At 73.5% G+C, this 13,416-nt stretch carries 12 protein-coding genes and 2 pseudogenes; 6 read left to right on the top strand and 8 right to left on the bottom strand.

The annotated features are described in order from the left end of the window. Positions 1 to 708 (top strand): RNA 2',3'-cyclic phosphodiesterase (thpR, locus tag KS423_RS09285; protein WP_374119925.1); only part of this gene is annotated, 708 nt, incomplete at its 5' end. Between the two features lie 256 nt (positions 709 to 964). Here thpR and KS423_RS09280 read toward each other — a convergent pair. Then, the gene (locus KS423_RS09280) at positions 965 to 1,204 is read right to left on the bottom strand and encodes an isochorismatase family protein (protein WP_374119926.1); all 240 of its coding nucleotides are present in this window, start codon (positions 1,202 to 1,204) and stop codon (positions 965 to 967) included. A gap of 270 nt (positions 1,205 to 1,474) precedes the next feature. Between KS423_RS09280 and KS423_RS09275 the strand changes: the two are divergent. Next, positions 1,475 to 2,584, top strand: a pseudogene (locus KS423_RS09275) (carboxylesterase family protein); the annotation flags it as partial. A 305-nt stretch (positions 2,585 to 2,889) separates the two neighbouring features. Here the strand turns inward: KS423_RS09275 and KS423_RS09270 are convergent. Then, the gene (locus KS423_RS09270) at positions 2,890 to 3,471 is read right to left on the bottom strand and encodes a TetR/AcrR family transcriptional regulator (RefSeq protein WP_224277069.1); all 582 of its coding nucleotides are present in this window, start codon (positions 3,469 to 3,471) and stop codon (positions 2,890 to 2,892) included. A gap of 94 nt (positions 3,472 to 3,565) precedes the next feature. On the opposite strand from KS423_RS09270, the gene KS423_RS09265 reads away from it, so the two are divergent. Then, complete coding sequence (locus KS423_RS09265; RefSeq protein WP_224277067.1) at positions 3,566 to 4,243, top strand: DsbA family oxidoreductase; 678 nt, start codon at positions 3,566 to 3,568, stop codon at positions 4,241 to 4,243. Further along, complete coding sequence (locus tag KS423_RS09260; RefSeq protein ID WP_224277065.1) at positions 4,240 to 5,415, top strand: hypothetical protein; 1,176 nt, start codon at positions 4,240 to 4,242, stop codon at positions 5,413 to 5,415. Before KS423_RS09265 ends, KS423_RS09260 begins: the two co-directional genes overlap by 4 nt. Positions 5,416 to 5,426: 11 nt before the next feature. On the opposite strand, the gene KS423_RS09255 is transcribed toward KS423_RS09260, so the two are convergent. The 3 genes from KS423_RS09255 to KS423_RS09245 are packed head-to-tail and all read right to left on the bottom strand — an operon-like array spanning position 5,427 to position 9,171. Then, entirely contained in the window at positions 5,427 to 5,930 is a 504-nt protein-coding gene (locus tag KS423_RS09255; RefSeq protein ID WP_224277063.1) for a (2Fe-2S)-binding protein, read from the bottom strand. Continuing rightward, positions 5,927 to 6,859, bottom strand: a complete 933-nt coding sequence (locus KS423_RS09250; RefSeq protein WP_224277061.1) for a xanthine dehydrogenase family protein subunit M — start codon at positions 6,857 to 6,859, stop codon at positions 5,927 to 5,929. Before KS423_RS09250 ends, KS423_RS09255 begins: the two co-directional genes overlap by 4 nt. Further along, the gene (locus tag KS423_RS09245) at positions 6,856 to 9,171 is read right to left on the bottom strand and encodes a xanthine dehydrogenase family protein molybdopterin-binding subunit (protein WP_224277059.1); all 2,316 of its coding nucleotides are present in this window, start codon (positions 9,169 to 9,171) and stop codon (positions 6,856 to 6,858) included. The genes KS423_RS09250 and KS423_RS09245 overlap by 4 nt, the downstream gene beginning before the upstream one ends. 621 nt (positions 9,172 to 9,792) lie before the next feature. On the opposite strand from KS423_RS09245, the gene KS423_RS09240 reads away from it, so the two are divergent. Beyond that, positions 9,793 to 10,278, top strand: a complete 486-nt coding sequence (locus KS423_RS09240) for a hypothetical protein (RefSeq protein WP_224277057.1) — start codon at positions 9,793 to 9,795, stop codon at positions 10,276 to 10,278. Next, entirely contained in the window at positions 10,178 to 11,950 is a 1,773-nt protein-coding gene (locus KS423_RS47960) for a LamG domain-containing protein (RefSeq protein ID WP_224277055.1), read from the top strand. Before KS423_RS09240 ends, KS423_RS47960 begins: the two co-directional genes overlap by 101 nt. Here the strand turns inward: KS423_RS47960 and KS423_RS09230 are convergent. From KS423_RS09230 to KS423_RS09220, 3 genes and pseudogenes are all read right to left on the bottom strand, one after another. Beyond that, on the bottom strand, positions 11,889 to 12,134 hold the full coding sequence (locus tag KS423_RS09230; protein ID WP_224277053.1) for a hypothetical protein: 246 nt from the start codon (positions 12,132 to 12,134) through the stop codon (positions 11,889 to 11,891). The two genes, KS423_RS47960 and KS423_RS09230, sit on opposite strands and share 62 nt — an antisense overlap. A 55-nt stretch (positions 12,135 to 12,189) precedes the next feature. Then, positions 12,190 to 12,681 carry a DUF5994 family protein gene (locus KS423_RS09225; RefSeq protein WP_224277051.1) on the bottom strand — a complete coding sequence of 164 codons (492 nt, stop codon included), beginning with the start codon at positions 12,679 to 12,681 and terminating at the stop codon, positions 12,190 to 12,192. Positions 12,682 to 12,841: 160 nt separating this feature from the next. Further along, positions 12,842 to 13,099: pseudogene (locus KS423_RS09220) on the bottom strand (SpoIIE family protein phosphatase); the annotation flags it as partial. Positions 13,100 to 13,416 lie beyond the last annotated feature (317 nt).

Below are 13,416 nucleotides of genomic sequence, written 5' to 3'. Positions count from 1 at the left end.
CCCCCCGGGGTAACCTCCCCCCTCGTGGACGAACACCCCCAACCCCCGACCCTGCGCATCTTCGTCGCCCTGGCCCCACCTGACGACGCCAAGAACGAACTGGCCCAGGCCCTGCAACCCGCCTACGCCAGGTACCCGCGGCTACGGTGGAACCGGATCGAGGACTGGCACATCACCCTGGCCTTCCTCGGCGAACAGCCGGCCACAGCGGTACCGCTCCTACAGTCGGCACTCGCCACCCCGGCCGCATCCCACCCCGCCCTGCATCTCGGCCTACGCGGCGGCGGCCACTTCGACCAGCGACTCCTGTGGACCGGAATCGACGGAGGCCTGGAGGGACTCCACCAGCTCGCCCGCGACGTCCGCGACCTGATCAGATCCTGCGGAATCGACCTCAAGGACCGCCCGCTGCGCCCCCACCTGACGTTGGCGCGGTCCCGCCGCGACGACCCAGTCAGCGTGCCGCAGGCCGCCGCCGGGCTCACCGGCTTCGTGGGCCGGCCCTGGCGGACCGAACACCTCCACCTCGTCGGCAGCAACACCGGCCGCGGCCCCGGCCCCATCCGCTACCGCGACATCGAGGCGTGGCAACTGGGCACCGCCGTCCGGGAGCGGGACGGCGGCGAGGGCAGCGGATCCGATGCCACGGTCATCGGGGGCCGCCCCGCCGCTGAGCAGCCACCGGGCCTCGCTCAGGGCGGAAAGTAGCCGAGACCGTCGGGGAGTTCACCGACACCGAGGATGCCGTTCCCGAACGATCGCCGCTCCGACGGTACGGACCACCCCGCCCACCAGTGGGGAGGTGACCCTGACCGCGGTGTGCGCCGGTCTGACCGGCAGCATCCTGGGGAACCTGGCCACGTGGTTCCTCAGGATCCCCTCCGGTTCCTCGCACGCGCTGATCGGCGGGGTGGTCCGGGCGACGGTGGCGGCGGCCGGGTCTCGGCCGCGACGGCGGAGGGGGTCAGGCACCGATGTGGGCGAGGACCTCGGCGGTGGCCCCCGTCTCTCCGAGGCGGGGGAAGATCAACGTGGCCGAGTTCTCGTGCGTGGCGGCGTCGAGGTCGGTCATGGCGCCGAGGGGCAGCGCCACGTGGAAGCCGTGCTCGTGGGCCTGCCGGGCGGTGGACTCGACACCGATGGCGGCGGAGAGTCCGCAGACGACGACCTGGGTGACGCCGAGTTCCTGGAGGTGTTCTGCCAGGATTCATGGACAAGGCCGCACCTGGTCCTGAGCAGGTGTCACATGACGCGCTTCATCACGATCATGTGGCGTTTGAAGGGGGTGGTGTCGCTGCCCCAGGAGAGCACGGCGAATACCTCGCCGCCCGGGACGCCGTGGATCTCGGGTGCGGCGACGGAGGGGGAGGGGCCGCCGCTGCTGTGGGCCCACCCGGACCAGGTGTTGCCGCCGTCGGTGGAGCGGTTGAGTTGACATCCTCACTCGCCTAAAGGCGAGTGATTCCACGGCGGCGGATTCACCAGCGGATCCGGCGGCTGGGACTGGTACGACGGCCGCAACCTCGCCGCCGGGGACCTCGTCGTCGTCACCGCCAACTACCGACTCGGCCCCCTCGGATACCTCTACCTCCCGGACCTCGGCGTCGACAACCTCGGGGCGCGGGACCAGGCCGCCGTCCTCGCCTGGGTGAGGAGCAACATCGCCGCCTTCGGAGGGGACCCGGAACTCCTCACCGTCGGCGGCCAGTCCGCCGGCGCGTTCTCGGCCCTCCACCTCGCCCTCTCACCGGACACGGGCCCGTGGATCGAGCGGGTCATCGCCCAGAGCGGCCCCTTCGGGCTCCCGCCGCAGGACCCGGCGGAGGCGGCCGACCACGCCCGCCGCTTCCTCGGGATCCTCGGCCTGGACCGCAGCTCCGACCCGCTGGCCGCGCTGCGCACCGTCCCGGCCGAGCACCTGCTCGCCGCCTACCGGCAGCTCGCCCGGGACGTCTCCCGCCCGGGCAGCGTCGCTCCGCCGATGTACCCCGTCCTCGGCTCCTTCGGCATGCCGGCGACCTGGCAGCAGGCCCTGGCGGACGGGCGCCTGGACGGCAAACAGTTGCTGGCCGGGATCACCAGGGACGAGATGACGGCGTTCTTCGCGTTCGACCCGTTCATCCGGTCCGCCACCGACGAGCAGGCCCGCTCGATCGCGGCGGCACTGGTCGAGGGCGGCGCAGGGCGGTTCGCCGACGCCGCGGCCAGGACGCCGGGCGCGACGCCGGGCGAGGTCCTCACCGAGGTCGGCACCGGGGCCCTGTTCCGCGATGGGACCCTCGCCGTCGCCGACCACCACGCCACGGCCGGCCACGCCACCTATGTCTACCGGTTCGACCACACCCCGGCTCCGGACCCGGCCCGACTGGGTGCCACGCACTGCGTCGAACTCCCCTTCTTCTTCGACACCTTCGACGCCTACCCGGACAGCCCCATGCTCGGCGAGGTCACCGAGGCCGTCCGTGCCCTCGGGCGGGAGTTCTCCCGCGCGGTGGCGGCGTTCGCCGCCACGGGCCGGCCCGCCGCGGACCGGTGGCACCCGTACGAGCCCGCCGAACCGGCCACCATCCGGCACTTCGCCTGAGGCGGGAACACCAGCGGGCCCACCGGGCAGGCAGCGGTTCCCGCCGCCTGCCCGGCGCCTTCGGCTTCTCGTCGGCGCCGGTCGCCTGGGCTCCCAGCGGGACACCGTCGCCGCCGGCCGGGTGGTCAGCGCGGCGTACCGGCGGATGCTGTCGCGGTGGAAGGCCGGCCAGGCCGGTGCGTCCGCCTGCTTCTGCCTGGCCGTGTGCACGGAACGTCCGTCACCGTCATGCCGATCGGACCGCCTGGCGTCCGGCGGGAGCCGTTGCCCCGTCCCGGCGGCCCGGTCCGGTGCCTGATCCCGCGTCAGGGGGTGGCGGCGCTCGACGGGCCGGCCGGCAGCAGTCGTGCCGCTGCCGTGCGCGCGGTGCGGGCGGCGTCGGCGTCACCGAGACCGACCCGGGCGCATACGGCCCCATCGGCGAGCATGAGCACCAGGGCGGCGGCCCGCTCCGGGGCGTCCGCTCCCGCGGCGGTGGCGAGGTCGGTGAGGTAGTGGAGGATCTCCCGCTTGTGGTCCCGGATGGCGGCCCGTACGGGGTGGTCGGGGTCGGGGTACTCGGCGGCGACGTTCACCAGGTCGTTGCCCCGGTAGGCGGGATCGGCGAACTCCTCGCCGAGCAGGTCGAGGATGGCGAGGAGCCGGTCGGCCGGTGCGTCGAGGCTCTCGGCGAGCGCGCGCAGTCGCGCGCACCACGCGTCGTTGCGCCGGCGCAGGACCGCCGCCACCAGCTCGTCCTTCGAGCGGAAGTGCTGGTAGAGCGTCGACTTGGCGACCTCCGCCGCACGCCAGATCTCGTTGATCCCCACCGCACGGACTCCGCAGCGGGCGAACAGATCGGCGGCGGCTCCGACGATCTTGGCGCGGGTCGCTTCAGGGCTGGTCATCGGCGCCTCCGACGGGTGTGGGAATGGGTTCGGCTCGATTGCCGTTCGGATCGAACAGACTAGTCGGTCCGATGAGGAGGGAAGAGGAGGGCCCATGGTCACGATCGACGTGTTCAGCGATCTGATCTGCCCCTGGTGCTACATCGGCGGACGCCGCTTGAAGCAGGCGGTCGACACCGTCGAAGGACGCACCGGCGCCCAGTTCCGGATCCGTCACCGCGCGTTCGAGCTGAACCCGGCCATGCCCCTGGCGGGGATGGACCGGCGCACCTACCGAAGCGCGAAGTTCGGCAGCTGGGAACGGTCGCGGCAACTCGACCACGGCACGGTCCTGGCCGGCCGAGGCGACGGCATCGCCTTCGACTACGAGAAGATCGCCAGGACACCGAACACCCGGGCCGGACACCGTCTGATCGCCCTGGCACAGCGCGAGACGGGGCTGGGCGCCGCCATGGCGGACCGGCTGTTCGCCGCCTACTTCGCCGAGGGGCAGGACATCGGCGACCCGGCCGTGCTGGCCCGACTGGGTGAGGACGAAGGCCTCGCCCCCGGCGTGGCGCAGCGGCTGGACGACCCGGTGCTGGAGAGGGCCGTGCGTGAGGACGAGGAGCTCGCCCGGCGGCTGAGGCTGCGCGGTGTGCCGCTGTTCGTCCTGGGTGAGCGTGCGATCAACGGCGCGGTCGACGTCGAGCGGCTCACCGAAGCCCTGGAAGAGCGGACGGGCCGGCCGCAGGCCGGAGCCGGGTGCGAGGAAGGGAGGTGCTCACGATGACCGCAACACCCGACATCACCTCGGTCGGCATCGTCGGCGGGTCGCTCGCAGGCCTGTTCCATGCCGTCGCGCTCACCGGGCTCGGCCTGGACGTGGACGTCTGGGAACGCTCCACGGGCCGCCCCGACGACCGCGGCGCCGGCATCGTGCTGCAACCGGGCGTCGCCTGGTTCCTGCGCGAGTTCTGCGGCGTCGATCCGGACCAGGTCAGCGTCCCCGTCACCCATCGGCAGTTCTTCACCGGGGACGGGAACGTGCGGATCATGCCCATGCGGCAGCGGATGATCTCCTGGGGAACGATCTACCAGGCCCTACGGGACGTGCTGCCCGCCGAGCGCTACCACGACGGGCAGCCGGTGACCGCCCTCGCACCCAGCCCCGCGGGGGCCACCGTCCACGTCGGCGAGGCGGCCCGGGCAGTCGACCTGGCGATCATCGCGGACGGATCCGCCTCCCGGCACCGCGGACTCGTCACACCGGACGGTGCGCCGCGCTACGCCGGCTACGTCGCCTACCGCGGCGTCGTCGACGAAGCCGACCTCCCCCGGGAACTGGCGACGCGCTTCGACGACCGGTTCAGCTTCTGGGACGGGGACCGCAGCCAGTTGCTCTGCTACTTCATCCCGGGCGGCTTCGGCACCACCGCAACGGGCCGCCGCCGATTGAACTGGGTCTGGTACACGCGGGCGGACCGGCCCGAACTCGCCCGCATCACCACCGACCGGAACGGTACCCACCACGGGCTGTCACTGCCGCCGGGACTGCTCGCACCCCAGGTCCACACCGACCTCCTGACCCGCGCACGCTCGACGCTCCCGCCGCCCCTGTGCCAACTGGTGGAACACACCGCGGAGCCCTTCCTGCAGGCGATCCTCGACGCACGCGCCACCAGGATGCGCAACCACCGGATCCTGCTGACCGGGGACGCCGCCTTCGTGGTCCGGCCCCACACCGCCGCCAGCACGGAGAAGGCCGCTGCCGACGCCATCACCCTCTTCCAGGCCCTGCGGCAAGCGCCGTCCGCGGACACCGCCCTGCGGGCCTGGGAGCGGCTCCGCCTCGCGGAGGGCACCGCCATCCACCGCCAAGGAGTCAGCCTCGGGCGCAGGTTGGGCCTCGACGGTCCGGACGCGGCCGCCGGTGCCGACGACCGGACCCGGAAGCGGCCGTGAGCGGACGGCCGTCACCGCGGGCCCCGCGCGCCGTCCGGGCGCGGCGCGTACTGCTCGCGGGCGGCCCGCAGGATCGCGCGGCGGATGGGTTCATAGCCGGTGCACCGGCAGAGGTTGGAACCGACCAGGGCGTCGACCCGCTCGGGGGAGTCGGCGAGACCGGGATCGGCCGCAAGGGCGCCGGCGGCCACCACGAGGAACCCCGGCGTGCAGAAGCCGCACTGCAGGGCGTGTTCGGCGGAGAACGCGCGCTGGAGCGGATGGGGATCGCCGCCGGGCCCGGCGAGGCCCTCCACGGTGCGCACCGAGCTCCCGTCGCACTGCACGGCGAACACGAGGCAGGAACGGACCGCCTCGCCGTCCACCAGCACCGTGCACGCCCCGCAGACGCCGTGCTCGCAGCCCAGGTGGGTGCCGGTCAGCCGACAGTCCTCCCGCAGCACGTCGGCGAGGATACGGCGGGGCTCCACGTCGAGTTCGTACGCCTCGCCGTTGACGGTCAGGGTGATCCTCATGCGCGGTCTCCGTCCGGCTCGGTGCGGCGGGATCGCAGGTCCCGCGCCGCCTGGTGCAGCGTCCTGGCGACCAGGACCGCGATGGCGTGCCGCTTGTACTCGACATCGGCGTACGGCTCCGGCACGGGTGCGGCGTCCTGCTCGGCGGCGATCCGGCCGGCCCGGGTGAACGGGTGCCCCTCGGGCAGCCGGTGCCCGTCGGCGGGTGCCCGGGCCTCGGAGCCGATCAGCGCCTGCTCCGCCGCGCGGGCCCGCAGCGGCCGGTCGGCGCAGTTGGCCAGACCGATGCGGGCCTCGGCGACCACTCCGTCCCGCACCGTCAGGGCGGCGGCGACCGCGACCTGGGCGAAGCAGAAGTGCGTACGGCGGTGCTCGGTGAAGCCGACCCCGGTGTCCTCGTCGAGCAGCGGGAAGGTCACCGCGGTGAGCAGCTCGTCCGGTCGGCGCGCGGTCACGTGCGGCCCCCGGAAGTAGTCCCGGGCCGCGACGCTGCGCGTGCCCAGCGGGCCGTGCAGCTCGATGCCGGCGTCCAAGGCGGTGCCCACGGCGCACCACTCGGAGGCGGGATGCGCCCAGGCGAAGCTGCCCGCCATCGTGCCGCGGGTGCGGATGGGCGGGTGGGCGATGTGGACCACCGCGCGGGCGAACAGCGCACCGAGCGGGCCCGGGACGGACCGCGTCGATTCGAACGCGCGGTGCCGCACCAGGGCGCCCACCCGCAGGGTGCGGTCGTCCGCGTCGATCCGGTCGAGCCCGGCGACGCGGTTGATGTCGACCACCAGCCCGGGGCGCACGCGCTGCAGCCGCATGTCGAGGATCAGGCTCTGCCCGCCGGCGAGCACGCGGGCCGTCCCGTCGGCGGAGCCGAGCAGCTCGACGGCCTCGGGCACCGTGCGCGGTACGGCGTAGTCGAAGGAGGCGGGCTTCATCGGGGCGCCTCCGTGAGCTTCGGGGCACGGGCCGCCCGCCACACCACATCCGGGGTGAGCGGCATCTGCAACAGGTCGGGGTCGGCGATCCGCAGCGCGTCGACCACGGCGTTGACGACCGCGGCCGGAGTGCCGATGCAGCCCGACTCACCCGCCCCCTTGGCGCCCAGTGGCGTGCCCGGGCCCGGGGTGCAGGTGTCCCTGACCTCGATGGACGGCACTTCGGTGAAGGTCGGCAGCAGGTAGTCCAGCAGCCCGTAGGCCAACAGGGGTACGCCGTCGTCCCGGTAGGGGATCCCCTCGTACAGGGCCTGGCCGATGCCCTGCACCGCCGACCCGAAGGCCTGCCCGCGCACGATCACCGGGTTGAGCTGCACCCCGCAGTCGTCCACGGCCACCACCCGCAGCAGTCGTACGGTGCCCAGCTCCGGATCGACCTCGGCCACCACCGCATGGGCGCCGAAGGGGAAGGCCGTGCCCGTCTCGAACCGGTCGTCCACCCGCAGCGGCCCGGTGGCCCGCACCAGCTCGGCCAGTCCGATCGCCTGCGAGCCGCTCCGGCCGAGCTGTGCGGCGCCGTCGGACCAGCCCACGGCCTCGGACGGAACGTCCCACAGCCGCGCGGCCCGCTCCCGCGCCTCGGCGACCAGCAACTGAGAGGTGTGTCGCAGCATCGCGCCGGCCACCTGGGCGGAGCGGCTGGCGAAGGAGCCCAGGCCCTCGGGCTGCTCGCCGGTGTCCCCCTCGACCAGCCGGACCCGGCTCGCGTCCACGCCCAGGGCCTCGGCCACCAGCGCGGGGAAGACCGTCTCGTGCCCCTGGCCGGCGCAGGCCGCGCCGCACCGGACGACGACCGTGCCGTCCGCCGTGGCCTCGACGCCGCCGAACTCGTGCAGCCCGCCAGGCTCCCCGCCGGAGCGTTCCACGTAGCAGGACAGGCCGATGCCCAGCGGCAGCGCGTTGGGATCCGTTCGGCGCCGGGCCTGCTCGGCCCGCCACCCGGGGTAGTCCAGGGTCTCCAGCGCCAGGTCCAGCGCGGCGGCGTAGTTCCCGCTGTCGTAGCACCGGCCGGTGGGCGTCCGGTACGGGAACCGGTGTGGCGGGATGAAGTTGCGCCGCCGCAATTCGGCCGGGTCGATGTCGAGTTCACGGGCCAGCAGGTCCATGGACCGCTCCAGCGCGATCGCCGCCTCCGGCCGGCCGGCACCGCGGTACGGGTACGTCACCATGGTGTTGGTCAGCACCGAACGGACGGTCGCGTGCACCTGCGGGGTCGCGTACGGGCCGGTGGCCATCCAGGCGGTCTGCATCGGCAGCCCGGCGCCGAGGTGGGGGTAGGCGCCCACGTCGGCGTCGACCTCCAACTCGTAGGCGAGCAGCCGTCCGTCGGCGTCGGCGGCGAGCCGCGCCCGCTGGTCCTGCCCCCGGCCCCGGGTGGCGGCCGTCATCGACTCCAGCCGGTCCTCGATCCACCGCACCGGCCGGCCCAGCCGCACCGCCAGGTGGGCGACCACGACGAACTCCGGGAACGCCGCGCTCTTCGACCCGAACGCCCCGCCGGTGTCCGGGACCACCACGCGCACCCGGTCGAGCGGCCACCCCAACAGCGCCGCCAGCTCGCGCCGCAGCCGGTGGGGCATCTGGTGCCCCGACCACACGGTCAGCCGGCCGTCCTCGGGCACGGCGAGGATCGTCCGGCACTCCATCGGGGAGGGCAGCAGGAGTTGCTGGCGGTAGCGGCCCTCCACCACCGCCGCGGCCCGCTGCCACACCGAAGCGTCGATCGGCTTCCCGGCCTCCCCGCGGAAGGCGGTGTTGCTCAGACCGTCGAACAGCCGGACCGAGTCCGCCGCCGCGGCGCCTGCGGTGACCACCGCGGGCAGCGGGTCGATCCGGACGGACACCGCCGCCGCCCCGTCCTCGGCCCGGTAGCGGTCCTCGCCCAGCACCACCGCCACCGCCTCGCCCGCGTACCGCACCCGGTCCCTGGCGAGCGCCGGCCACTCCCGGCCGGCCACGGCCTCCTCCGTGGACAGCCCGGCCAGCAACGTGTGCGGCACCGCCGGAAGCCCCTGAGAGCCGGAGGCCGTCGGCCCGGGCGGTGCCGGCTCCGACAGATCCGCGCCGGACCAGGCCCCCACTACCCCCGGCACCTCGCGGGCGGCGGCGCAGTCCACCCTGCGCAGCACGCCGTGGGCCACGCCACTGCGCACGAACGCCGCATCCAGGCAGCCCGGTACCTCGATGTCGGCGACGAAGCGGCCCCGGCCGGTGAGCAGCCGTTCGTCCTCGCGTCTGGCCCACTGCTCCACGACTTCACCTCCGTGACTCAGCCTGCCCGCAGGGAGTCGGCCGCCGGGCCGCGGCGTGCGGGCGCCATCGGCCGCACCGGCGGGGATGGGGCGCGCTTGAGGGAACCACCGTACGGGCCACCGGCCTCGGTGAACGGGCAACACACGCAATGGAGCCCGGCGGCCTGGCCCTGGGCGGGTGTCCCATGACGCGCTGCATGGCGATCATGTGGCGTTTGAAGGCCCGGCTCTGGATTGGAACCGGTTCCCGCAGACGCCGGCCCATGCCGGTGTGCGGGCCTTGGCCGCGGCTGGGCCCGGCGCGTTGCGGGCGACCGTGGTGGGGCCCGGTTGGCGCACTTGAGGTGCCTGGTGATCCGGATCCAGATGAATGGGCTGTAGGGGAGTGCGTCGTGTTGCCGGTCGCGCCGTGTCCAGGTCGATGGGTCGGCAGCCGGGCCTGCCGACGGCAGCGGAGGCGGGCGCCCGGGTGGGCCATGGTGGCGTTAGGCGTCCAGGATGCGCCCTTGACGGTGATCACCCCCTGCGACACTGCGGTTGCACTGTGTGCACGAAGGGTCGCGGATGGTTCCGGGCGCAGAGCTGATGTGGTCACCGCAACCGGCGTTCCAGGAGCCCCTCGTGTCCGACAACCAGCACCTGCTCAAGGCCTACAGCGACCGTTCTTACCTGCATACGACGACTGTTCGGCATCAGGGCACGACGGTCGCCTTCGCCATGGACGAAGATCGGCGCATCGTCTACTCCGTGCTGGACCTCAGCCGGCACGACGAGACGAAGGGCGAGCTGGACACGACGTACTGGTCGGAGAACCCCGTCCTGCTGCGGTTCCCGTCCGAGGTCGCCGAGGTGGGCTACGCGGTGGCGGGGGCCGTGGCGCTGCCGGTGGTGAAGCGCGGCGGACGGATCGAGGCGGCGACCGGCGACCGGCGAGCGGCTGGAGGAGGCGGAGATCGACGCCTTCCTGTCGTCCACGGCCCGGTTGACGGCCGATGCTCCGTTCCAGGTGGTCTCCGACGGCACCCACCTGGTGGTGCTGCGCCAGTCCGTCGGCGCCGGACACCCCGACGCCGTCCTCGTGCGGACCGGCGGCGGCTCCTCCGGTGACGCGTCCCGTACGGACTACGTGCGGGACGCCGTCGGCGCGAAGGTGCCACTGGTCGCCGACACCCTGCTCTGTGACCGGTTCCTGTTGGCCGAGGGCGAGTTGAAGCCGGTGCTGGAGGTGCGCTACCGGCGCAGCCGACACCGGACCCGGCCGCACTCGGCCAAGGACAGCCTGGGCACGGCGGACATGGCGGGCCGGCCGTTCCACGAGCCGACGCAGGAGCTGTCGTTCGTCCGGAACCTCTCGGACGGCCGGTTCACGGCGCTGCTGGTGCCGACCACCGTGCACGGGCAGCAGCGCTGGCAGATCTTCGCGCACAACGACGCGACCGGGCGGATCGACGCCTTCAACGTCGAACAGGGCAAGGACGGGCTGTTCAACACTCAGGGCTCCCAGGCCTGGACCAGCCCCGACCCGCGCTACCGGGACACGGTCTACGAACGGGGGCCGGGCGCCTGCCCGTTCACCGGGCAGCCGTTGGTGCCGGTGGCGGGCGCCGACGGGTACGCCGGCGCGGCGATGAGCTTCGACGGGGCGCAGGACTTCGCCGAGACCCGGCGCGACGCCCCGCTCGCCGGGGGCGACTTCACGGTGGAGTTCTGGGTGCGCCGCACCGAGGTCGGCGGTCGTGACGACTTCGCCGTCGGGCACGGCGATCCGAAGGGCAAGAGCCGCCAGAGCCTGCAGATCGGCTTCCGCTCCGACAACTCCTTCGCCTTTGCCTTCTACAAGGACGACCTGAAGACCACACAGAAGTTCACCGACGCCGACTGGCACCACTGGGCCTGTGTCCACGAGCGCGCCTCGCGTCGGCAGGTGGTCTACCGCGACGGTGTGGAGATCGAGCGGCGGACCGCCGGCGGCGCGTACGCGGGGACGGGGATCCTGACGCTCGGCAAGGCGATCGGACGTCCGGGCCGGATGGAGCTGGACGAGGTCCGGATCTGGAACCGGGCGAGGGGCGGGGAGGAGCTCAAGCGTGAGATGGGTACCTCGCTCATCGGCAACGAGCCGGGTCTGCTCGCGTATTACCGCTTCGACGAGGGCGACGGCGATCGGCTCTACGACCAGACGGACAACGCCCTGAACGCCGAGTTGTCCGGCGGACTGACCTGGGTGGCCTCGAACGCGCCGGTCGGCGACTGTCCGGGCCTTCGCCGCGACAGCTTCGCGGTCGCCGGCCGGCGGGTGGTGTCCGTCCTGTCCGCCGTCCTGTACCACCGGCAGGAGCAGAGCCCGGCCGGCTACGGGCAGGAGAGCAAGCCCGTCAAGCGCCAGGCCCGCGTGCTGCTGTCCTGTGCCACGGCCGGGCCGGACCCGCGCACCAGCGCGGCGACCGAGGACGCCTACCTGGCGACCGTCGACTTCGGCGTGGGCCGCGACGGGAGGCTCGCCCGGATCCCGGGCGAGCTGAAACTGCCGGTGCTCCAACGGCCCGAGGCCAGTGAGGACGCGGAGCGGATCAGCGAGCTCGACACCCGGGCGACCCGGTTGGCCCGTGAGAGGGGGGTTCCGGCACGGGGGCCGGTCCGCGCACCCCTGAGCGACCGGGGCGACCGCCGCCGAGGGCCTGCGGTTCGCCCGGTGCGGATCGCCGTCAGTACTCCCGTCAGTACTGGGAGCCGCTTCGCAGGTAGGTGCCCACGACCTGGAGCCACGCCCCGGAGCTGAAGCACGCCTCGATCCGGTGCGGCGTGTCCTCGAAGACCCGCAGGACGCGCAGCGCACCGCTCGGGTGCAGGTCGTACTCGAAGGTGACGCCATCCGGACCGTCCTCGTACTGCAGGTCCAGCGGTCCCTTCGAGGGCTCCGCCGGCGCCCGGGCGTCGGCCGAGAGTTTCACGTAGACGGACATCTCTGCGTCCCGCCTTTCCTGTCCGCTGAAGGAGCCGGGCCCACGAGGCCGTTCCTCAGGACGCTTCGCCCGGTGGCTCGGAGCCGATGCCGGTGGCGACGAGGATCTGCCGTGCCGAGTCGCTTCCGCCGGCCTCGACCGCGCGGGCCATCGCGGCCAGGGCCGCCTCCTGGCTCGCCTGCGGGGGGACGACGAGCAGGCTGAAGTGGTCGCGGTCGCCCCGTGTGATGATCACCGTGTCGTCGCCGACCGGGTAGCGGTCGATGTGCACCGACCGGCCGTCGACGACCAGCCGGGCCGGTACGTCGTCCCAGGCTTCCGTGTCCAGGCCGACGCTCGCGACGGGGCCGAGGTGTTCGGTCAACGCCCTGACCAGACCAGGCAGTTCGGTGCTGACGTCCCGTGAACGCGGCCACCACGCTCCGTCGAGCACGCCCTCGCGCGACTGTGTGGTCTCCAGCCGCAACAGGACCGTCCCCGGCTTCGTCGCCTGCCGGAACCGGTCCGGCAGAAGTCCCGGGAACGCAGCACCGGCTTCGTCCGACATGGCCCGCCACCTATCCGCGGACGCGGCCCAGCCCCCGCTGAGCGAGAGCCGACCCTCGGGGGAGCGGCGGCTCCGGCCGCCCCGATATCCCCACGGTACTCCGCCCGCACCGGGCCGGCCCGGCCGGTCACGAAAGCCGTGGTGGAGGGTGCCGACCCTCTCAGCGCCACTCGATCAGGAACGGGGTGGCGTCGTCGCTCGTGCGCCCGCCCCGCTTCTCCTTCAGGACGTGGGAGAGCGCGCGGACCACGGCCCGCACCCCGTCCTGCGAGCGCTCGACGCGGTTGACCCAGTCGATGAGCCGTTCCTCCCCGAACTGCTCCCCGCCGGCCTCGCGCTCCTCGACCAGGCCGTCGGTGAAGCACAGCACCCGGTCACCGTGCCGCCGTCCGGCGCCGCGCGAGGGCCGCTCGCCCCCGGTTTCGGCGCGTTCGTCATGCCGCACTAACGCTGCGGTGCCCGGCCCGGGCATCCACGGCGGTCGGGCCAGTACCGCTTCCCCGGGCGTGGGCCGGTGCCGGGGAAGCTGGAGGGCCATGGGGCGGTGGCCGCCGGGCCCACGCCTCAGACAGCTGGCGGGCCAGCACGCTCACCCCAGGCAGCATCACCGGTTCGCCGCAGCCACACCGCCGCATACTTGAATGGCGCGTCCACGACGGCACCCCCTGACGTTCCCCGATCCGGGGCCCCTCCCGCCCCGCGGCGGGCGGCCCGACACTGAACAGCGCGGGCCAC

It is taken from the genome of Streptomyces sp. LS1784 (assembly GCF_020103755.1).
GTDB lineage: Bacteria > Actinomycetota > Actinomycetes > Streptomycetales > Streptomycetaceae > Kitasatospora.
The sequence above is the reverse complement of the archived record's forward strand: the minus strand, read 5'-3'. Positions and strand labels throughout refer to the sequence as shown.